The sequence below is a fragment of the Sandaracinobacteroides sayramensis genome (assembly GCF_022014495.1).
GTDB lineage: Bacteria > Pseudomonadota > Alphaproteobacteria > Sphingomonadales > Sphingomonadaceae > Sandaracinobacteroides > Sandaracinobacteroides sayramense.
The window spans coordinates 1-20,230 of the sequence record NZ_JAKLSQ010000006.1; the positions used below are offsets into that span (position 1 = coordinate 1).

The 20,230-nt window shown below is 65.2% G+C and carries 22 protein-coding genes and 1 tRNA gene; 10 read left to right on the forward strand and 13 right to left on the reverse strand.

Annotated features, from left to right (window positions below; genetic code table 11):
• The 7 genes from L6Q21_RS05110 to zwf all read right to left on the reverse strand — a co-directional run.
• A partial coding sequence (locus L6Q21_RS05110) for a hypothetical protein (protein ID WP_237829572.1) occupies window positions 1–212 on the reverse strand: 212 nt, incomplete at its 3' end.
• Complete coding sequence (ung, locus tag L6Q21_RS05115; RefSeq protein WP_237829574.1) at window positions 209–928, reverse strand: uracil-DNA glycosylase; 720 nt, start codon at window positions 926–928, stop codon at window positions 209–211. The genes L6Q21_RS05110 and ung, both read right to left, overlap by 4 nt.
• Before the next feature lie 8 nt (window positions 929–936).
• Window positions 937–1,548, reverse strand: a complete 612-nt coding sequence (gene eda / locus L6Q21_RS05120; RefSeq protein WP_237829575.1) for a bifunctional 4-hydroxy-2-oxoglutarate aldolase/2-dehydro-3-deoxy-phosphogluconate aldolase — start codon at window positions 1,546–1,548, stop codon at window positions 937–939.
• Entirely contained in the window at window positions 1,545–2,522 is a 978-nt protein-coding gene (locus L6Q21_RS05125; RefSeq protein WP_237829576.1) for a glucokinase, read from the reverse strand. The genes eda and L6Q21_RS05125 overlap by 4 nt, the downstream gene beginning before the upstream one ends.
• A gap of 9 nt (window positions 2,523–2,531) precedes the next feature.
• Window positions 2,532–4,358 (reverse strand): phosphogluconate dehydratase, encoded by a 1,827-nt coding sequence (gene edd, locus L6Q21_RS05130; protein WP_237829577.1) that lies wholly within the window; start codon window positions 4,356–4,358, stop codon window positions 2,532–2,534.
• A gap of 1 nt (window position 4,359) precedes the next feature.
• Window positions 4,360–5,055 (reverse strand): 6-phosphogluconolactonase, encoded by a 696-nt coding sequence (gene pgl / locus L6Q21_RS05135; RefSeq protein ID WP_237829578.1) that lies wholly within the window; start codon window positions 5,053–5,055, stop codon window positions 4,360–4,362.
• Between the two features lie 30 nt (window positions 5,056–5,085).
• Window positions 5,086–6,543 (reverse strand): glucose-6-phosphate dehydrogenase, encoded by a 1,458-nt coding sequence (gene zwf / locus L6Q21_RS05140; protein ID WP_237829579.1) that lies wholly within the window; start codon window positions 6,541–6,543, stop codon window positions 5,086–5,088.
• Between the two features lie 207 nt (window positions 6,544–6,750).
• Here zwf and L6Q21_RS05145 point away from each other — a divergent pair, with 207 nt between their 5' ends.
• The 4 genes from L6Q21_RS05145 to L6Q21_RS05160 all read left to right on the forward strand — a co-directional run bounded on the left by L6Q21_RS05145 (window position 6,751) and on the right by L6Q21_RS05160 (window position 12,147).
• Window positions 6,751–7,416: a protein-L-isoaspartate O-methyltransferase family protein gene (locus tag L6Q21_RS05145; RefSeq protein ID WP_237829581.1), complete on the forward strand. Its 666-nt coding sequence runs from the start codon at window positions 6,751–6,753 to the stop codon at window positions 7,414–7,416.
• A 12-nt stretch (window positions 7,417–7,428) separates the two neighbouring features.
• Window positions 7,429–8,817: a TolC family outer membrane protein gene (locus L6Q21_RS05150; RefSeq protein ID WP_237829582.1), complete on the forward strand. Its 1,389-nt coding sequence runs from the start codon at window positions 7,429–7,431 to the stop codon at window positions 8,815–8,817.
• A gap of 10 nt (window positions 8,818–8,827) precedes the next feature.
• Window positions 8,828–9,187 (forward strand): DUF2497 domain-containing protein, encoded by a 360-nt coding sequence (locus L6Q21_RS05155; RefSeq protein ID WP_237829583.1) that lies wholly within the window; start codon window positions 8,828–8,830, stop codon window positions 9,185–9,187.
• A gap of 68 nt (window positions 9,188–9,255) precedes the next feature.
• Window positions 9,256–12,147, forward strand: coding sequence for a valine--tRNA ligase (locus L6Q21_RS05160; RefSeq protein WP_237829584.1), 2,892 nt, complete (start codon window positions 9,256–9,258; stop codon window positions 12,145–12,147).
• 309 nt (window positions 12,148–12,456) lie between these two features.
• Here the strand turns inward: L6Q21_RS05160 and L6Q21_RS05165 are convergent, their stop codons facing one another.
• On the reverse strand, window positions 12,457–12,846 hold the full coding sequence (locus L6Q21_RS05165) for a hypothetical protein (protein ID WP_237829585.1): 390 nt from the start codon (window positions 12,844–12,846) through the stop codon (window positions 12,457–12,459).
• Window positions 12,837–13,079: a hypothetical protein gene (locus L6Q21_RS05170; RefSeq protein ID WP_237829586.1), complete on the reverse strand. Its 243-nt coding sequence runs from the start codon at window positions 13,077–13,079 to the stop codon at window positions 12,837–12,839. The genes L6Q21_RS05165 and L6Q21_RS05170 overlap by 10 nt, the downstream gene beginning before the upstream one ends.
• A gap of 126 nt (window positions 13,080–13,205) precedes the next feature.
• Here L6Q21_RS05170 and L6Q21_RS05175 point away from each other — a divergent pair, with 126 nt between their 5' ends.
• Window positions 13,206–13,892 (forward strand): S24 family peptidase, encoded by a 687-nt coding sequence (locus L6Q21_RS05175; RefSeq protein WP_237829587.1) that lies wholly within the window; start codon window positions 13,206–13,208, stop codon window positions 13,890–13,892.
• Window positions 13,893–14,026: 134 nt separating this feature from the next.
• Here the strand turns inward: L6Q21_RS05175 and L6Q21_RS05180 are convergent, their stop codons facing one another.
• A complete protein-coding gene (locus L6Q21_RS05180) occupies window positions 14,027–14,206 on the reverse strand; it encodes a hypothetical protein (protein ID WP_237829589.1) in 180 nt (59 codons plus the stop codon).
• Window positions 14,207–14,593: 387 nt separating this feature from the next.
• Between L6Q21_RS05180 and L6Q21_RS18210 the strand changes: the two genes are divergently transcribed.
• A complete protein-coding gene (locus L6Q21_RS18210) occupies window positions 14,594–14,830 on the forward strand; it encodes a hypothetical protein (protein ID WP_418895809.1) in 237 nt (78 codons plus the stop codon).
• A 183-nt stretch (window positions 14,831–15,013) separates the two neighbouring features.
• Here the strand turns inward: L6Q21_RS18210 and L6Q21_RS05185 are convergent, their stop codons facing one another.
• The 3 genes from L6Q21_RS05185 to L6Q21_RS05195 form a co-directional block, all read right to left on the reverse strand.
• Window positions 15,014–15,784, reverse strand: a complete 771-nt coding sequence (locus L6Q21_RS05185) for a PEPxxWA-CTERM sorting domain-containing protein (RefSeq protein WP_237829591.1) — start codon at window positions 15,782–15,784, stop codon at window positions 15,014–15,016.
• A gap of 183 nt (window positions 15,785–15,967) precedes the next feature.
• Window positions 15,968–16,044 (reverse strand) — tRNA-His (locus tag L6Q21_RS05190).
• Between the two features lie 85 nt (window positions 16,045–16,129).
• A complete protein-coding gene (locus L6Q21_RS05195; RefSeq protein ID WP_237829593.1) occupies window positions 16,130–16,753 on the reverse strand; it encodes a hypothetical protein in 624 nt (207 codons plus the stop codon).
• Between the two features lie 125 nt (window positions 16,754–16,878).
• On the opposite strand from L6Q21_RS05195, the gene ispH reads away from it, so the two are divergent.
• Genes ispH through L6Q21_RS05215 form a run of 4 tightly spaced genes read left to right on the forward strand, consistent with a single transcriptional unit; the run spans window position 16,879 to window position 20,220 of the window.
• On the forward strand, window positions 16,879–17,820 hold the full coding sequence (gene ispH, locus L6Q21_RS05200) for a 4-hydroxy-3-methylbut-2-enyl diphosphate reductase (RefSeq protein WP_237829594.1): 942 nt from the start codon (window positions 16,879–16,881) through the stop codon (window positions 17,818–17,820).
• 36 nt (window positions 17,821–17,856) lie between these two features.
• Window positions 17,857–18,816 (forward strand): homoserine kinase, encoded by a 960-nt coding sequence (gene thrB / locus L6Q21_RS05205; protein WP_237829596.1) that lies wholly within the window; start codon window positions 17,857–17,859, stop codon window positions 18,814–18,816.
• The gene (gene rnhA, locus L6Q21_RS05210; RefSeq protein WP_237829597.1) at window positions 18,809–19,261 is read left to right on the forward strand and encodes a ribonuclease HI; all 453 of its coding nucleotides are present in this window, start codon (window positions 18,809–18,811) and stop codon (window positions 19,259–19,261) included. The genes thrB and rnhA overlap by 8 nt, the downstream gene beginning before the upstream one ends.
• 11 nt (window positions 19,262–19,272) lie before the next feature.
• Complete coding sequence (locus L6Q21_RS05215) at window positions 19,273–20,220, forward strand: DUF808 domain-containing protein (protein WP_237829598.1); 948 nt, start codon at window positions 19,273–19,275, stop codon at window positions 20,218–20,220.
• The last annotated feature ends 10 nt before the right edge of the window (window positions 20,221–20,230 follow it).

Consider the following 20,230-nt stretch of genomic DNA (forward strand, 5'->3'; position numbering starts at 1 on the left):
TCACTCGTCTCCATCTGACGAGCTAACTTACCAATGGCATGATTTCTGGGGAGCAGGTCACGTCGCCAACCTAAAGATGCATCGGCGCGGCAAGAATCCAATTCTTCGGGGAACCGCCCTCTGGAACCCGCTTTGTGGTTTTCACCCGTTCGGGTTCGTTCGGTCGCAGCTTCTAATATTGGCCTGCCAATTCCGCATGCTGGAAGTTTCATTTCAGCGGCGGCAATCTCCAGTCCACTGAATCGAGCCCATGCTCAGCCAGAAATGCATTGGCCTTCGAAAAATGCCGGCAACCGAAAAAGCCATTGTCGGCAGAGAAAGGCGATGGGTGAGCCGCTTTCAGCACCAGATGACGGCTGCTGTCGACAAACCCCGCTTTCTGTTGGGCATAGCGCCCCCACAGAAGAAACACCGCAGGCTCCGCACGGGCCGCGACCAGTTTGATCACCTCGTCCGTGAAACGCTCCCACCCCTTGCCGGCGTGGGAAGCCGGACGCCCCTGCTCCACTGTCAGCACACTGTTGAGAAGCAGGACACCCTGCTTCGCCCAGCTTTCGAGAAAGCCATGAGATGCAGGCGGTATATCAAGATCGTCTTTCAACTCCTTGAATATATTCCTGAGTGAGGGGGGAATGGCCACACCGGGTGGCACAGAGAAGCTGAGGCCATGCGCCTGCCCTGCCCCATGATAGGGATCCTGCCCCAGGATCACCACGCGCACCCTTGAGAGCGGTGTCAGGTCCATGGCGCGGAACCAGTTGGCGGCACGCGGCATGATGATCTTGCCCTGCTCGCGCTCCTGCACGAGGAACCGGCGAAGTTCGGCCATGAAGGGGGCTTCGAACACCGGAGCCAGCGGAATGCGCCAGCTTTCCTCCAGCTTTACCGCTCCGGCTTTCGCCTGCCCGGATTCGCCCTGCCCGTTCACGGATGTGCTCATGAAAGCCGCGAAGCCGCGGCGGCCGCGTCGCGAATCGCGGTGACGTCGGGGATTCCCCTGCCCACGATCCAGCTGCCCCCCACGCAAAGCACCGCTTCTTCCGCCAGCCATTCGGGCGCGCTCGCCAGCGTGATGCCGCCCGTCGGGCAGAAACGCACATTGCCGAAGGGGGCCGCCAGCGCCTTCAGGGCTTTCAGGCCGCCGGCCGCTTCGGCCGGGAAGAATTTGAACCGGTCGAGCCCAAGATCCAGGCCGCGCATGATGTCTCCGGCATTGGCTACGCCCGGCAGAAAGGCAATGTCCCGCTCGATGGCGGCCTTCGCCAGCGGCTCGGTCAGCCCCGGTGAGACGATGAACTCCGCGCCAGCCTCGATCGCAGCGTCCAGATCGCCCGCGTTCAGCACCGTTCCCGCTCCGACGATGGCACCGGGCACTTGCCGCATTTCCCGAATGGCCTCCAGCGCCGCAGGGGTGCGCAGCGTCACTTCCAGCACTTTCAGGCCCCCGGCGACCAGCGCCTCGGCGATCGGCGCGGCATGGGCCACCTCCTCCACCACCAGCACCGGAATCACCGGGCCGCTGCGCATCAGTTTCTCGATCCCGTTCATCGTTCCTCCCTGCCGAGGGCCTCGTTGAAGAAGACGGCGGCGGCCCCCAGCAGCCCCGGTTCCGGATGGACGATGTGCAGGATCGGAATATCCGCCATGCGCTTTTCAAATCGGCCCTTGGCCTTGAAGCGGGCATGGAATCCCGATCCGGCCAGCAAGTGCCGCACACGCGGCAACATCCCGCCGGCCAGCACCACGGCATCCGCGCCTTGCGCCAGCGCCAGATCGCCCGTCACGCTGCCCAACATCAGGCACCAGCGATCGAATGCCTCCCGGGCAAGGGCATCCGCATTCTCAAGCGCCGCTGTCCAAAGCGCCTTGTCGTCCAGCGAGGAGGAAGCCCGGCCTTCGATCGCCGCCAATGCGGCATGGATATTGGAAAGCCCCGGCCCCGAGACCAGCCGCTCCACCGAAACCCGGCCGAAGCGCCGCCGCAACTGGGCCAGAATCCGCTCCTCCAGATGGTCGACAGGCGCGAAATCGATATGCCCGCCTTCCGTCGGCACCACGCGCGGATGCCGGCCCGTCAGCAGCAAGCCAACCCCAAGCCCGGTTCCGGGGCCAACCACCGTGACCGCGCCTTCCGCCGGCAAGGCCTTGCGAGGGCCGGCAACGGCTTCGAGCAAATCCGACGAACATTCAGATATCGCATGAGATACGGCAGAAAAATCATTGATGAATCTTGCAGATTTCAATCCAATCTGCCCAGCCACCAGAGCCGGCCGTATCGACCACGGGCTGTTGGCAAGCGTGATCAACTCCACATTCGTCGGCGCTGCCAGCGCCACTACGGCATCGTCGGGAACCGGCCTTCCCAAACCCGCCCGATAAGCCTCGAACGCGGCCTGCAGGCTGGCATATTCGGCGACTTTCAGCTTCGCGACATGCGAAAGGGCAATGCGACCCTCTTCCCCCCTGGTCGCAATTGCAAAACGCGCGTGCGTTCCGCCGATGTCCGCTGCAACCATTTCCATTGCAGCCTCCTACAGCTTCGCCGCCGCCAGAATGGGGGAGCCGCCTCGCTCGGCTTCGTCCGCCGCCTGGCGGAACAGCGCGAACAATTCCCGGCCAGTCCCCTCCATCGCCTCCGGTTCGGAGGCCGGCTCGCGCGCCAGAAACTCGGCATCGTCCACCAGCACATCCACGCGCCCCTGATGCGCGCAAAGGCGAATCACATCGCCATCGCGCACCCGGGCCAGCGGGCCGCCGCCATGCGCTTCCGGGGTCATGTGGATCGCGGCCGGCACCTTGCCCGAAGCGCCGGACATGCGCCCATCCGTCACCAGCGCGACGCGGAAGCCCCGATCCTGCAACACGCCAAGCGGTGGAGTCAGCTTGTGCAGCTCGGGCATCCCGTTGGCGCGAGGCCCCTGGAACCGCACCACCACCACCACATCCCGGTCCAGCTCTCCGGCCTTGAAGGCGGCGTTCACTGCCGCCTGATCCTCGAACACCCTTGCCGGGGCTTCGATCGTCCAGCGTTCGGGATCGACGGCGCTGGTCTTGAAGCTGCCCCGGCCCAGATTGCCCTGCACCAGCCGCAGCCCGCCGTCCGGCCGGAACGGGGCGGCGGCGGGGCGCAGGATCGTTTCATCGCGGCTGGTTTCAGGCGCAGGGCGCCAGACCAATTGCCCATCGTCCAGATCCGGCTCCAGCGCGTAATCGGCCAGGCTCTCTCCGGCGACGGTCAGGATATCGCGATGCACCAGCCCCGCCCGCAGCAGTTCGGCGATGGTGTAGGCCATGCCGCCCGCTTCGTGGAACTGGTTCACATCCGCCGCGCCCGCCGGATAGACATTGGCGATCAGCGGCACGACCGAGGAGAGCGCGTCCACATCCTCCCAGTCGATCAGGATCCCGGCCGCCCGCGCGATGGCCGGCAGGTGGATGGCGTGGTTGGTGGAGCCGCCCGTCGCCAGCAGGCCGACGATCGCGTTCACGATCGCCTTCTCGTCCACGCAATGGCCCAGCGGCCGCCAGTCGTTCGCGCCCCCGTCCTTCCCGATTCGGGTAAGCTGGTGCACGGCGGCGCGCGTCAACTGCTGGCGCAATTCCGTGGCCGGATGCACGAAGGCCGCGCCCGGCATATGCAGGCCCATCAGCTCCATCATCATCTGGTTGGAATTGGCCGTGCCGTAGAAAGTGCAGGTGCCGGGGCTGTGATAGCTGGCGGACTCCGCCTCCAGCAATTCCTTCTCCCCTACCTTGCCCTCGGCATGGAGCTGGCGAATCCGCTGCTTCTCCTTGTTCGGCAGGCCGGACGGCATCGGCCCCGCCGGCACCAGCACCACCGGCAGATGCCCGAAGCGCAGCGCCCCCATCAACAGGCCGGGCACGATCTTGTCGCAGATGCCCAGCATCGCCACGCCTTCGAACATGCCATGGCTCAGCGCGATCGCCGTCGAAAGCGCGATGGTGTCGCGGCTGAACAGGCTGAGCTCCATGCTGCTCTGCCCCTGCGTCACGCCATCGCACATCGCCGGCACGCCGCCGGCCACCTGCGCGGTGGCGCCCGCCTCCCGCGCCCAGACCTTCATCTGCTCCGGGTAGCGGCCATAGGGCTGATGCGCCGACAGCATGTCGTTGTAGGCGGTGACGATCCCGATGTTGAAAGACCGCCCGCCCCGGATCGTGGCCTGGTCCTCCTCGGCGCCGGCGAAGCCGTGCGCGAGGTTGGAGCAGCTCAGCGCTTCGCGCCTCAGGCCCTTGTCCGCCTCGCGGGCGACAAGGTCCAGATAGCGACGGCGGCTGTCCGCCGAGCGCTCGACGATCCGGGCCGTGACGGCTTCGACGGTCGGGTGAAGGCTCATCTCAGGGGCACCAGTGGATGTCGATCGCCTGGCTGGAATCGGCCAGCACCCGGCCAATGGGATAGCTGGAACCGGCGCCGTCCTTCAGCGCCTTTTCCAGCACCTTGCGCTTGTCCTTCCCCGTCACCGAGATCAGCGCCGATCGGGCGGCAAGGATCGAGGCTTTCGTCAGCGTCACCCGGGCGAAAGGCGCGTCCGCCGGAAGCGGCTCGGGCGTGACGCCCACGGCCCGGTGCGGCGCCGTCAGGGCAGCCTCCAGATCCGGCCCGGGGAAGATGGAGGCGGTGTGGCCATCGGCGCCGACACCCAGCCACACCAGATCGAGCGGCCAGTGGATCGCCTGCAGCCGCGCGTCCGCCGCCTTCCCCGATTCCACCACCGGCAGGTCGCCGCCGGTCAGCGGCACCACGCGGGCGCCCAGCGGCAGGAAACGCTCGGCCAGCGCGCGGACATTGGATTGCCCGTCGCTCACCGGCACCAGACGGTCGTCGGTCGGAACGATGGTCACATCCTTCCACTTCAGCTTCGCCGCCTTCAGCAGGTCCAGCGCCATCAGCGGCGTCTTGCCGCCCGGAAGCGCCACCGCCGCATCGCCGCGCGCGTCCAGCGCCGATTCGATCAGGAACTGGGCGTCTCCAGCCACCGCCTCGGCCATCTCGGCGGCGTCCTCATACTCCCACCATTCCACTTCAATCATTACCCGAATTCCTTGTCATGGCCGGAACGATCAGTCGTTCCAGCTCGCATTGTCCCGTTCGATGAGGGCGATCGCGGCCGACGGCCCCCAGCCGCCCGCCGTATAAGGCCGCGGCTCCATGGCATTTTCCGCCCAGCCGCGTCGGATTCCGTCGATGAAGGCCCATTGCGCCTCCACCTCGTCGCGGCGGACGAACAGCGTCTGCCGGCCCTCGATCAGGCTCAGCAGAAGTTGCTCATAGGCGATCCGTCGCCGGGCTTCGGCAAAGGCGTTGCGCTGGTCGATGTCCAGCGAGACTTCGCGCAGGCGGATTCCGCCCTGGTCCAGCCCCGGCACCTTCGCCATCAGCTTCAGCGAGATATTCTCGTTCGGCTGCAGGCTGATCAGCAACTTGTTCGCCTGCATCCCCTGCACATGCTCGCCGAAGATCGAATGCGGCACCGGCTTGAAATCGATGAGGATTTCCGACTTGCGGGTGACCAGCCGCTTGCCGGTGCGCAGGTAGAAGGGCACGCCCTTCCAGCGCCAGTTGTCGATATGCGCCTTCAGGGCGACGAAAGTCTCGGTGCCGCTCGCCCGCCCAAGCTCGTCGGCATAGCCCTTCACCGGCTGCCCGCCGACGGCACCCGCCACATATTGCCCGATCACGCTGTGGCTGGGCGCGGTCCGGCCGTCGATGGGGCGCAGGGACTGGAGCACCTTCACCTTCTCGTCGCGGACGCTTTCCGCATCCGAACGGGCGGGCGGCTCCATCGCCACCAGCGCCAGCAGTTGCAGCATATGGTTCTGCACCATGTCGCGCAGCGCCCCCGCGCCGTCGTAGAAATCGACGCGCCCTTCCAGCCCGACGGTCTCGGCGACGGTGATCTGCACATGCGAAATGGCGTCGGCGCGCCACAGCGGCTCGAACAGGATGTTGGCGAAGCGCATCGCCAGCAGGTTCTGGACGGTTTCCTTCCCCAGATAATGGTCGATGCGGAAAATCTGCGCCTCGGAAAAAGCGGCGGCCACCGCATCGTTGATCTCGGCCGAACTGGCAAGATCGGTGCCCAGCGGCTTTTCCAGCCCGATGCGCACATTGGGGCCGGCCAGCCCGGCGGCGGCCAGCCCTTCGATCGTGGGCTTGAACAGCGAAGGCGCGGTGGAAAGAAAGATGGAAATCTGCTCGGCGCCGCAATTGTCCACGCCGCAGGCGGCCTGATGCAGCCGCCTGTAGCCCGACATGTCGGTCGCATCGAGCGGCACATAGGAAAGCTGCTTCAGGAAGGCGGCCGCCCTCCCCTCGTCCCCCAGCCCGTTGGCGATGTGCGGCGCCAGCGCTTCGGCCGCCAGCGCGCGAAAGCCCGCGTCGTCGATCTGCGAGCGCGCGGTGCCGACGATCCGCACCTCCGCCCCCAGCAGCCCGTCCACGGAAAGCCCGTAGAGAGACGGCAGCAGCATCCGACGTGAAAGGTCGCCCGTGGCACCGAAAAGCAGAACCGCTGTCATGCACTCCCCGCGATGGCTCGAAATCCCAACTCCATGGGCCACCATTAATGGGAGGCGGCGGAATGTGAAGCCCGGCCGGGGAAAAGCGCCGGAAATCAACGGCCAGAAATCAAAGCGAGCGTGCCAGTTGCGGGCAGCCCGGCCCTTCAGTATCAGGGCCGGCACCATATCTCTGTTCGAACAGTCGCAACCAAGGGGCCTATCCGCGTGGCATCTGCTGTTTCCGCTTCCCAAATCGCCGCCCGTGAAGCGATGATCGACAGCCAGTTGAAGCCTTGCGGCGTCGTCTCGCCGCGCGTTTCCGCCGCCTTCTTCGCCGTGCCGCGCGAAGCGTTCGTGGCCGCCGGCCGCCGTGGTCTCGCCTATGTCGACGCGCCGCAGCCACTCAAGCCCGGCCGAGAGTTGCTGGCCCCGCTCAGCCTCGGGCTTCTGGTGGAGCATGCCGAGATTCAGCCGAACGACAAGGTGCTGATCGTCGGCACGGGCAGCGGCTATTCCGCCGCCATAGTTTCGCAATTGTCGAACTCGGTGGTGGCGCTCGAATCCGATTCGGAGCTGGCCGCCGAGGCGCGGGACAATCTCGCCGCCTATGCCGAAGTGCGTGTCGTCGAGGGTCCGCTTGAAAAAGGCTGGGCCGAAGCCGCGCCTTACTCTCTCATCCTGATTGACGGGGCGGTCGAGGAACTGCCCGTCGAGTTGATCGCGCAACTGGCCGAGGGGGGCCGGTTGCTGGCGATCGTCGTCGGCAGCGATGGCGTCAGCCGCGCTGCAAAGGGAATCCGGCGGGCAGGCCTGCTGCCGCTGGAGCCCTTTGCGGAAGCGCCGGGCGCCGTTCTGCCTTCCTTCGGAAAGGCGCCCGCCTTCCAGTTCTGAAAGCCCCCCTCCATGTTGAAACATCTGCTTCTCGCCACCGCGCTGATCGCGGCGCCCGCGTCCGCCGAAACGCTTCAGGACGCGATCGCCGCCGCCTATGGCAGCAACCCGCAAATCGCCGCCGCCCGCGCCCGCCTGCGCCAGGTGGACGAAGGCGTGCCGCTCGCCTCGGCCGGCATGCGCCCCACGGTCGACCTCACCGGGGATTTCACCCAGGAATTCTCCGACCGTCTGGGCGATCGCGGGCAGCTCTGGCGCGGCGGCGCGGTCGTCGCCCAGCCGATCTATCAGGGCGGGCGCGTGCGCGCCGGAATCTCCGCCGCCGAGGCGCAGATCGCCGCTCAACGCGCGCAATTGCGCGCGACGGAATATCAGGTGATCGTCGACACGGTGGCCGCCTACGCCGATGTGCTGAAAACGGAGGCGGTGGTGCGGCTGAACGAAGGCCAGGTGAAGCTGCTGGGCGAACAGCTCCGCGCCTCGCGGGATCGCTTCGAAGTGGGCGACCTGACCCGCACCGACGTGGCGCAGAGCGAGGCCCGCCTGGCCGCCGCCCGGGCCGGCTTGCAGGGCGCGATCGCCCAGCGGACGCTTGCCCGTCAGGCCTATCGCCGCCTCGTCGGCAACGATCCGGTGGACCTGCAGCCGCTGCCGGCGCTTCCGGCAACGCCCGCGACCGAAGACGAAGCCCGCAACCGCGCTTTCGAGCTGAACCCGTCGATGGCGGCCGCCCGCTTCTCGGAAAAGGCGGCGGCCGAGAATGTGCGCGCCGCCAAGGCTGGGCGCGGCCCCTCCGTCGCGGTGAACGCCGGCGCCCGCTATGTGCACGGCACCGAATCGGTCGCCGGCCTCACCGGCTTCTCGCCGACGCTCGGCGTTTCGGCCGGCATGCCGCTCTTCTCGGGCGGGCTGATCGCCGCCCAGGTCCGCCAGGCGCAGGCGGCGCAAAGCGAGGCTCTGGAGAATATCACCCAGACCGAGCGGCTGGTGGCGGAGGGCACCACCGGCAGCTACGCCCTGCTGCGCACCGCCGAATCGCTGATCGAATCGTCGAAGGTGCAGATCAGCGCCAACGAACTGGCGGCCGAAGGCGTGCGCCAGGAAAATCAGGTGGGCAGCCGCGACATTCTGGACGTGCTGAACGCCGAGCAGGAACTGCTGAATTCGCGCGTGAATCTCGTCCAGGCCGAGCGTGACCGCTATGTCGCGGCCTATGAATTGTTCGAGATGATGGGAAATCTGGAAACGGTTCTGGAAGGCGCGCCGATCGGCCGTTACGATGCGGAAGCCAATGCCAACAGGGTTCGCGGCAAAGGCTGGCAGGAATTCGGCTATGATCCGGATCCGCGCACCGATCGCAGTCGCAACCAGGCCCCGCCACTGGTGGGCCCTACCCAATGATCCGGAACCGATGACCCGCAAAGCCCTCGATCCGAACCTGGCCTCGATCCTCGACTCGATTCGCGCAACCGTCGGCGCCGACTTGCCGCCGCCGGTCGCGCAAGCGGTGGACATCGACGAGCCGCTGGAAGACGCCGTGGAGATCGAGGTAGTCGCGGAAGAAGCGGCTTCCGCCGAGGAGGCCCGCCCGGCCAGGGCGACGAAAGCCGGGCGCAAGGCGGCGGCCGCGCCCGCGGCCGGACGCACGGTCGAGGATTTCCTGGCGGACCTCATCCGCCCACAGGTGGAAGCCTGGCTCAACGCCAACCTGCCGGAACTGGTGCAGAAGATGGCCGCCGAGGAAATCGCCCGCCTCACCGGCAAGAAGTGACGGCGCCGCCAAAGGCCATATAGCGAGGCTCCTTCCCTTGCGGGCGCGCAGCGGCTAACCCCGCCGCCATGCTGGAAAAGACCTTCACGCCCGCCGAAATCGAAGCCCGCTGGTACGCGCATTGGGAAAGCACCGGCGCCTTCCGCCCTTCCCGGCCGGAAGCGAAGCCCTTCACCATCCTGCTGCCGCCGCCGAACGTCACCGGCACGCTGCACATCGGCCACGCCCTCAACCAGACCTTGCAGGACATCCTCATCCGCTGGCAGCGGCTGAAGGGCGCCGACGCGCGCTGGATCGTCGGCACCGACCATGCCGGGATCGCCACGCAGATGGTGGTGGAACGCACCATCGCCGGCCAGGGCCTGACGCGGCAAAGCATGGGCCGGGCCGCCTTCCTGGAAACCGTTTGGGAATGGAAGGGCCAGTCCGGCGGGGCGATCACCCGGCAGATGCGGCGGCTGGGCGCCAGTTGCGACTGGGCGAACGAGCGCTTCACCATGGACCCGGCCTTCAACAAGGCCGTGGTGGAGGTGTTCGTGCGCTTGCACGAAGCAGGCCTCATCTACCGCGACAAGCGGCTGGTGAACTGGGATCCGAAGCTCAAGACTGCCATTTCCGACCTGGAAGTCGAAACGCGCGAAGTGCAGGGGCATTTCTGGCACATCCGCTACCCGCTGGCGGATGGCGTCCGCCTGTCAGACGGGCGTGACTATATCGTGGTCGCGACCACGCGCCCCGAAACCATTCTGGCCGATATGTTGGTAGCGGTGCATCCCGATGACGAACGTTACAGGAGCGTGGTCGGTCAGCATGTCATCCTGCCGATCACCGGCCGCCGTGTACGCATCGTGGCAGATGTACACGCTGACCCGGAACTCGGCAGCGGTTGCGTCAAGATTACGCCGGGGCATGATTTCAATGACTTCGAAGTCGGTCGGCGCGCCGGGATCGCGCCGGCAGAAATGCTCAACATGTTCGATGCTGAAGCCAATATCGTGCAAATCTACGAGGAGAGGGAGGAATGGGGCGTCACAAATTACGGAGATGACGAACTCCCTGATATTGTTGAGGAACCCACCCGGAATCCAATACCTACAATTCCCCAAGAATTCATCGGCCTGCACCGCTTCGAGGCCCGCGAAGCCATCGTCGCTGCTCTTAATGCGCTTGGCCTACTGGAACGGGTGGAAGCCAAGATCATCCAGACCCCGTTCGGGGACCGCTCCGGCGTAGTGATTGAGCCCTGGCTGACCGACCAATGGTATGTCGATGCCGCGAAGCTGGCGGTGGAGGCCCGCGCGGCGGTGGAAGACGGCCGCACCCGCTTCGTGCCTGCAACTTGGGAGAAGACTTACTTCAACTGGATGGAGAACATCCAACCGTGGTGCGTGTCGCGCCAATTGTGGTGGGGGCACCGAATCCCGGTGTGGTATGGCCCTTGGCGGTCTGACGATCCTGACAGGCCAACTCCGACATCAATCGCTGATAATGACCTGCAAACAAAACCGTTTATCGCCAGGGATTTTGCCAGCGCAGTTACGCTTGCCCAAGAGTATTACCGAGATTACTACCCTGGTGATTACATAATAAACGAAGCACCCGATGAAGCGGATGTAAGCCTGCAAAACGAATTTTTGCATCATACGCCTCTTCGCATACTCCATCTGAAACGAGACGCAGACGTCCTAGACACATGGTTTTCCTCCGGCCTTTGGCCCTTCGTCACGCTCGGCTGGCCGGATCAAAACGAGGATTTGAAGCGCTGCTACCCCAGCAGCGTCCTCGTCACCGGATTTGACATCATCTTCTTCTGGGTCGCCAGGATGATGATGTTCGGTCTGCAGATCATGGACGAGGAACCGTTCGAAACGGTTTACATCCACGGCCTCGTGCGCGACGCCAAGGGCCAGAAGATGTCCAAATCCAAGGGCAACACCGTCGACCCGCTGGAACTGATCGACCGCTTCGGCGCCGACGCGCTGCGCTTCACCATGGCCGCCAGCGAAGCGCAGGGGCGCGACGTGAAATTCGACGAGAAGCGCGTCGAGGGCTATCGCAACTTCGCCACCAAGCTCTGGAATGCGGCCCGTTTCGCGGAATCGCAGGGGATCAAGGCCTCACCCTCCCCCGAACCACCAGCAGCCACCCATGCGGTCAACCGCTGGATCATCGCCGAAACGGCGAAGGCCGCGGCGGACGCGGAAGCCGCCCTCACCGCTTACCGCTTCGATCAATATGCGCTGCAACTCTACCAGTTCGTCTGGAGCCGCTATTGCGACTGGTATCTGGAACTCATCAAGCCGCTGCTTGCCGAAGGCGGCGATCTGGCCGAGGAGACACGGGCGGTCGCCGGCTGGGCGCTCGATCGGATTCTGGTTCTTCTGCACCCCGCCATGCCCTTCCTGACGGAAGAGCTCTGGCACGCGCTGGGCGAACGCCAGCAGGATCTGATCGTGGCAGGCTGGCCCGATCTTGATGCCGGGACCGATGAAGCGGGTGCGGAAATCGGCTGGCTGATCGAGCTGGTTTCGGCGATCCGCTCCGCCCGCACCGAATTGAACGTGCCGCCGGCCGCGAAGCTCGCGCTGCACAGCAACGAAGTCGATTCCGCCCTGATCGCCCGGCTGGAACGGCATCGCCCGGCGCTGGAGCGTCTGGCGCGCATCGACACCATCGCCACGACGCCCGCGCCTGCGGGCGGAGTCGCGCAGCTGGTGGTCGAGGGCTGCACCTATGCCCTGCCGCTGGAGGGTGTGATCGACCTTGCCGCCGAGCGCGCACGCCTGCAAAAGGCGGCCGAGCAAGCCGAAAAGGAAGCCGCCGCGCTGGACGGCCGGCTCTCCAATCCGGGTTTCGTGGAACGCGCCAAGCCCGAAGCGGTCGAAAAGGCCCGTGAAGACCATGCCGCCCGTTCGGCCGAAGCGGAACGCTTGCGCGCGGCGCTCGCCCGCCTGGGCTAGGCTGGGGACTCCTATACCCCTTCGTCATCCCGGGCTTGACCCGGGATCCCGCTTCTGGCCCACGCTGGCCGGAAAGCTGGACCCCGGGTCAAGCCCGGGATGACGGGAAACATATCCAATCAATTATATGCGTTCTCAACCTGGAACCGCAGCCAGGCATCCTCACCATTTGCCCCAACGGCGGCGCAGCGCAACTGCGCCGCCGCCATGACATGGCTCCTCGCAGGGGTTGCAGATGAACCGACCTTTTGCCAGGTCCGGGAAATAGGTATTGTCCTATAGTTAACCTATTCTTCTTGCGTTTCCTGCCTACTCCTCTATCGTCAAGGCCCGTAGGCGGAGGCAAAGCGAAATGCGCCCAACTTCCCGATATGCGCCAGAGACCTGGGTGAGTTCGGAATCGGCGAGGAAATGCCCGGCGATCTTCAGATCGCCCTCCCGAAGCCGGCCCGCCAGGCGCCCGCGCACGGACTCGACAGCGTCTTCCGGCCCCTCCAGGCGGAACAGCAGATGGTGCCGCATTCCGCTGAAGGTCAGGCTGGCCCATGGCTCGCTGTCGAAATCCTCCAGCACCAGATACGGCTTGCCGCTGTCGGCCTGCGCCGAAAGCGGCGAATCCGCCAGCAGCGGGTCGTCGGCCACCAGCGCCCGCACCGCACGCAGCAGCCCGGAGTGCACATCCCGCAAGTTCATTCGCATGCGGACCCTCCGGCCCGCAGGCGGCGCTCGGCATTTCGCCGCTCGCTTTCCGGCAAACCCGCCAGAACGCCGGACAGGTGCGCGCGCACGCGGCGCTCCATGCGCGGCCCGGGTTGGCGGCCACGACGCAGATCGTGCACCAGCCGGGGGTCGCGCACACTGTCGCGCCCAAATCGGGAGGGGGGTATGTTGGTCAGTTTCAAACATATTTCAATTGCATGCAGCAGCGACATGATCCGGCAACTCCTCATGTCGACCCTGTGCCCATTCGTCCCGTCACCGCCCAAGCCCTCTTAGACGGTCCGAATCGGATGCATTAATGGTGATAGGCAATTTCCTACTAGTCTAGGCTTTTTCTTATGATTAACGACGAACGCTCCGCGTTTACCACGATTGCAGACGAAGCGGATGTCCGCGCCACCCTGGAACGGCTGATCGAGAAATCCGGCGACGGCTATGCCGCCTTGTCGCGGCTGATCGGCCGCAACCCCGCTTATATCCAGCAATATCTGCGCCGCGGCGTTCCCCGCCGGCTTTCCGAGCAGGACCGGCACCGCCTCGCCCGCCACTTCGGCATCAGCGAAACCCTGCTGGGCGCCCCCGTCCGGGCGGCGCCGTCAACCCCGGTTCCGGCCAGCCTCAGCCCGGACAGCGCCCGCCACGGGCAGGTGGAAATTCCCTGGCTCACCGGCGGAATGCGCCCTCCCCAGCCGATCCTCATGGATTCGAGCCTGCTGCAGCGCGTCGCCGATGGCCGATATGCGAGCCTCGCCGCGCATCTGGTGGAGGGGGATTCGATGGCCCCCACGCTGCTGGACGGCGACCATGTGCTGATCGACATGGCGGACCAGCTGCCCCTGCGCGACGGCATCTATGTGATCGAAAGCGATTCGCAGCCGGTGGTGAAAAGGCTTTCGGTCAATCCGGCAACGCAGCGCATCGCCATTCTTTCCGACAATGCCTCCTACCCCTCCTTCGCAGACTGCGATCCGCTGCAGGTGCGCGCGGTCGGTCGCCTGGTCTGGCTCGGCCGCCGTCTGGGATGACCCGGGTTGGCGGCCCCTATTCCCCTTCGGTCACCCCCGGGGGCCAGCTTTCCGGCCGGCGTGGGCAAAAACGCGGTATCCCGGGTGAGGCCCGAAATGACGAAATAGATCAATTACCTATATGGATTCTCAGCCTAGCGGCCAGCCAGACGCAGCCCCAGGGCCAGCAGCGCGCCGGCGCCAAGGCCGATCACGGCGCCTGCGGAAGGTTCGCCCACGGCAATACCGCCTGCAAGCCCCAGGATCAGGCCAAGCGCCAGCAGCACGCCGAACGCCCGCTCGGAAGTGGGGGGTTGGGGAAGCTGCGATGTCATGAAACAGAACCTTTCCGCATCGGTAGCGGCCATCATCAAGGCGGATGGGGCCAACGACGGGACCTTAACCCGCAACTTCTGGCATTACAAACCAAGGCCATGACATTTTTATTAGGAATTTCAACGATTTGATCAACGAGATGCTCAAAACTGAACATGGGGCAGCTAAGCTGACTGCCTGTGCGCACAGCCAATTATCCCAAACTTCGCAGAGTTACCAGCCCCGCAGGTTCAACATGAACCCGCGAGCACTGGCCTGTGTGCATCTGAGAAAAACCCATGATTGCCCGCATCGTTATCGGGCCTGGCGATACTCGTTAGGCTTTCGACCTTCCGCGCGACCGACAGACCCGAGCGATGTCGTAGGCGACCGATGGTGAGGTCCGGCTGCACCCCAGCCGCATCGTTCCGTTCAAGGGCGACCCGATCCCGAATTCGTTCGGTGTCTCGACGGAGGATGCTTATTGGGGTCGTTCTCGCGTTACGCGCATCCTGACCGAGGTGCAGGCGCTGGATGCGACCAAGGCAGACTTCGCGTATCTGGTGCGCAAGGCCAGGCTCATCTGGACCGCGTGGTTTGCCAGTGGACGCAGCGCGGCTCGCGCGGAACCGACACGCCGCTGATCCACCTGGGCAAGGACAAGTCGGCGCGAGCTCGTCGACTGCTAGGCGCGCATGACAGCGCGCAACGGCGGGCGAGTGCTGCCGCAATCGGCCCGCTTTGGATGTTTTCTTCTGCGGGGCGGGTTTGGTGGCGCCTGTGTGGGCCGTGCAGGCGCCGCAGCCCACAGGCGCGGCGCACCAGCATCACACGGACTGTACGGATGTGACCTGCTTGCGACGGCGGCGGGCGGCCAGGCCAATCGCACCGAAGCCGGTGATCATCATTGCCCAAGTGGCGGGCTCGGGGACACGGGCGTTGTTGATGTAGAGTTGGGTGATGCGTCCACTGCCATATGCATAAGTGCTTAGTGCAAAATAGTCTTGATCCCAGTCACAATATCCGGCCACGTCGTTGCCGGAGGCGGTGAAATTATTCCCAACAATACTCGCCAGAGAAAAGAAGACGTAGCAGGAGCCTCCCCAATCTTCGTAGCCGGCGATGCTTACTTCAATTGGCCGACCATTCAAAAACTTTACGTCCGCATAGAGACGTTGCACATAGCCAAGGCCCCGGAATACTTCCAAAGCTCCGCCACTCGTGTGAGCGCCAACTCTGGGCACATAATCGTCAAGGTGGAACGATGCAGCGAAATCGAATTTTTCCCCAACACTGTAAGAGGGTTCCGGGAAGGGGCCGCAGGGCGTGTTCGTCTCATTTCGACACCATTCAACGGTGTTGACCTTATCTATTACGCCCACACCGACAAACTTTAAATGCCAAATGCCATCATCCCATGATCCGGCATGTACAGATGAAGTAACGAAAAGCGCAGACAAAGCCAGAATAATACGCATATCAGCCCCAAAATTGCCCAGAACGAAGATTGGTTTTCTGGATCGTGGAGTCAATGATTCGATTTTGTCGGCGGTAAAAGCAACGGGCTGATTTCCGCAAGTTGGCGCCATGCCCAGCATGCCGCCGACCGTTTCGCCATTCCGCCTGCGCTATCCCGAGTTCTCGGATATGCAGGATGGCCTCCTGTGCTGAGGACATGTTCCGCGCTTTCCTGACAGCCAACGCTGAGAAGGCTTCGCCACCGAACAGGTTCGAGTGAACCTGTCGCACTTTACGAGCCTGGCGCCAAGTCATTGAAAAGGTGGGGCGACCGACGGGACTTGAACCCGCAACCTCTGGTACCACAAACCAGCGCTCTAACCAATTGAGCTACGATCGCCATATCGCCCGGTGCGCCGCGGGAAACGGCGCGCGAGGGGTGCGGCAATAAGCGTGCGCGCCCCGCGACGTCAAGCGAAACCCGGCTACTTCCCCACGTTATAGGCGAGGCTGGCGTCATCCATCTGGAAACCCACCAGAATCTCGAAGCTCGCTGCCCTGACCGCGGCGCGCACCTGCGGGTCGGAAAGCGGATCCACCAGCGCGTCTATATCTTCCGGCCGGCGCTCGCGGGAAATGCGTTCCTGCACATCGGCCGGCAGCGCCACCGCCGAACGGTGCACGTCCGCCCGCGCCCCGCCGCGCGCCTCGGCGCGAAGCTGGCCTTCCTCGAATTTCAGCATCACCCCGGTCAACTGCTTGGAAACCAGCACATTGCCGCCCTGCGCCATGGCGACGAACAGCGGCAGATACACTTCCTTCGCCGGCCCGGCGTGGCGGCGCTGCGCCGTCACCGTGAAGCTCACGTCGGTGGTCAGATATTCCGCGCTTTCGATGCAGGTCGCGCTCACGTCGGAAATCTGCGCCGTCAGCGCGATGGCGCTGGCATCGCGGCTTTGCGGCGGATCGAACTGCGTCACGCTGCCCACGAAGGTCGGGATGGCAACGGCCGGGCATTGCGACCGCTTCACCAGCAGCGGGTTGCGGTTGCAGGCGGCCAGCGTCAACGCCGACGCGGCGAGCCCGAGCATGAGAAAGGCCTTCGACAAATGCATCTCCTGAGGCACAACCAGGGGCGATCGCCCCTCTGCCCCCTCAGCGCCGTCCTTAGGCGTCTCGAAGGCAATTTGGGAAGGGGCTTCATGCCCGCCTCCACTTCGCCTAAGAGGCATGCATGCAAGTGAAGCCAGCCTTAAGCGTTCTCGTCGCCGCCCCGCGCGGTTTCTGCGCCGGAGTCGAGCGCGCCATCCAGATCGTCGAGCTCGCGCTCGAGAAATATGGCGCGCCGGTCTATGTCCGGCACGAGATCGTCCACAACCGCTTCGTGGTGGACAGCCTGAAGGCCAAGGGCGCCATCTTCGTGAAGGAACTGGACGAAGTGCCGGACGGCGCGCAGGTGATCTTCTCGGCGCATGGCGTGCCCAAGGCCATCCCCGCCACCGCCCAGGAACGCGGGCTCGACTGGCTGGACGCCACCTGCCCGCTCGTCTCCAAGGTGCACCGGCAAGCCGAGCGCATGGTGGAACAGGGCCGCCACATCCTGTTCGTCGGCCACGCCGGCCATCCGGAAGTGATTGGCACCTTCGGCCAGGTCCCCGATGGGGCGATGACGCTCATCGAGACCGTCGAGGATGCCGAAGTGGTGCAGCCGCCGACCGAAGAACTGGGCTTCCTGACGCAGACCACGCTTTCGGTCGACGATACGGCCGACATCGTCACCACGCTGCAGCGCCGCTTCCCGTCGCTGGTCGGCCCCAAGGGCGAGGATATCTGCTACGCCACCTCCAACCGGCAGACGGCAGTGAAGGCGATCGCCCGCCGGTGCGAACTGGTGCTGGTGATCGGCGCCGAGAACAGCAGCAACTCGCAGCGCCTGCGGGAAGTCGCGGCCCGCGAAGGCGCCCGCGCGCAACTGATCCAGCGCGCGCATCTGATCGACTGGAGCTGGTTCGAGGGCGTTTCCACCCTGGGCATCAGCGCCGGCGCCTCCGCCCCGGAAGTGCTGGTGCAGGAAGTGGTCGACGCGCTGCGCGAGCGGTACGAGGTGGATGTGCAGGAAGTGGCCACCGCCACCGAAAGCGTGGTTTTCAAGCTGCCCCGCGGCCTTGCCGCCTGACATCCGCGCATAACATCTGCGCATAGGGGGGGCCGCATGGCAGTCTACACCGAAGTGCCGGCGGAGGCGCTGGAAAGCTTTCTGAGGCGCTACGAAACCGGCAAGCTGATTTCCGCCAAGGGGATAGCGGAGGGCGTTTCAAACTCCAACTTCCTCGTGGAAACGGCCACCGCGCGCTACATACTGACGCTTTACGAGCATCGCATAGATCTTCAGGATCTGCCCTGGTTCCTGGCCCTGATGGAGCATCTGGCGGACAAGGGCGAACCCGTTCCCCGCCCCATCCGCGACCGGCGGGGCGAGGCGCTGCAGCAACTGGCCGGCAAGGCCGCCTGCCTGATCCAGTATCTGCCCGGAGTCTCCGTTTCGCAGCCCACGCCCTTACAGGCCCGTTCCGCCGGCGAGGCGCTGGCGCGGCTGCATCTGGCCGGGGCCGACTTCGAGGCGGAGCGGCCGAACGGCCTCGGCCTTCCCCAATGGCGGGAAACGGCGGCGGAACTGGGCGAAGGGCTGGATTCGATCGAGCCCGGCCTCGCCGCTTTCGCAGCCCGGCGGCTGGACGCGCTTTCCGGCAAATGGCCGGCGCATCTGCCGCGCGGCACCATCCACGCCGACCTTTTCCCGGACAATGTGCTGATGCTGGGCGACAAGGTGACGGGCCTCATAGACTTCTATTTCGCCTGCACCGACCTCTTCGCCTATGATCTCGCCGTGCTGCACGCGGCCTGGTGCTTTCCGCCCGACGGTTCCGCCCCCGGCCCCGCGCATTCGGATGCGCTGATGGCCGGCTACCAGTCCATCCGCCCGCTTTCCCCGGACGAGCTGGCCGCTTTCCCGATGCTGGCGGAGGGCGCCTCCCTGCGTTTCCTGCTGACCCGCGCGCAGGACTGGCTCGCCCCGCCGTCCGATGCGCTGGTGCAGCGCAAGAACCCCCTGCCCTTCGCGCGGCGCCTTCGCCATTATGCGGCCCTCAGCGAAGGGGCCCCGCATGGCTGAGCTTCCGCAAGTCACCATCACCACCGACGGCGCCTGCAAGGGCAACCCCGGCCCCGGCGGCTGGGCGGCGATCCTGCATTGGAACGGCCAGGAAAAGCTGCTGACCGGCGCCGAGCGGGAAACCACCAACAACCGCATGGAAATGACCGCGGCGCTCCGCGCGCTGGAAGCCATGAAGAAGCCCGCCGAAATCACCCTGCAGACGGACAGCCGCTACCTGCTCGACGGCATGACCAAATGGATTCACGGCTGGAAGAAGAACGGCTGGCGCAACCCCTCCAGGCAGCCGGTGAAGAACGCCGACCTCTGGATGGACCTGGAGCGCGCGGTGAAGCCGCACCGGATTCGCTGGGAATGGGTGCGCGGCCACTCCGGCCATCCGTTGAACGAACGCGCCGACCAGCTCGCCAACGAAGCGATCGCCTCCATGCTCCAGCAAGGCTAGAAAGGCCCCAGATGGCTTCCGGTCTCATCGCCCTTCTCGACGATGTCGCGGCAATCGCCAAATTGGCGGCGGCCTCGCTGGACGATGTCGCCGCCGCGACCGCCAAGGCCGGCGCCAAGTCGGCGGGCGTGGTGATCGACGACGCCGCCGTTACCCCCACCTATGTCACCGGCTTCACGCCGGACCGGGAACTTCCGATCATCTGGAAGATCGCCAAGGGTTCGCTGCGCAACAAGCTGATCTTCCTCACCCCGATCTTCATCGCGCTCGCCGCCTTCCTGCCGCAGGCGCTGACGCCGCTGCTGATGCTGGGCGGTTCCTTCCTCTGCTTCGAAGCGGCGGAAAAGGTGATGGAGAAGCTGGGCCTCCACGCCCATGCCGAGGGCGACAGTCCTGAGCTGCCCGTGCCGCTGGAACCGGCCGAGCGGGAGACGAAGATGGTGGGCGGCGCCATCCGCACCGACCTCATCCTCTCGGCGGAAATCCTCGCCATCGCGCTGGGCGAGCTGGACAATCTGCCGCTCGCCACCACGGCTGCCGCGCTGGTCGGCGTCAGCATCGCCGTCACCGTGCTGGTCTATGGTGGTGTCGCCCTCATCGTGAAGATGGACGACATCGGCCTCCGGCTGGCGCAGGTGGACAATGGCGCTTCGCAGGCGGTCGGCCGCGCGCTGGTCGCCGGCATGCCGAAGCTGCTGGCGGCGCTTTCGGTGATCGGCACCGCCGCCATGGCCTGGGTCGGCGGCGGCATCGTGCTGCACGGGATGGAAGTGCTGGGCATCTTCCCCGCCCTGCCCCACGCCCTCACCCATTGGGCGCATGCGATCGCCAGCCTTTCCCCCGTGCTGACGGCGGCTCTGGAATGGGTCGTCCACGCCAGCTTCGCCGGCGTCTTCGGCCTGATCCTCGGCGCCGTCATCGCGCAGGGCGTCACGCTGGCTGGCAAGCTGCGCAAATAGGCTGGCCTTA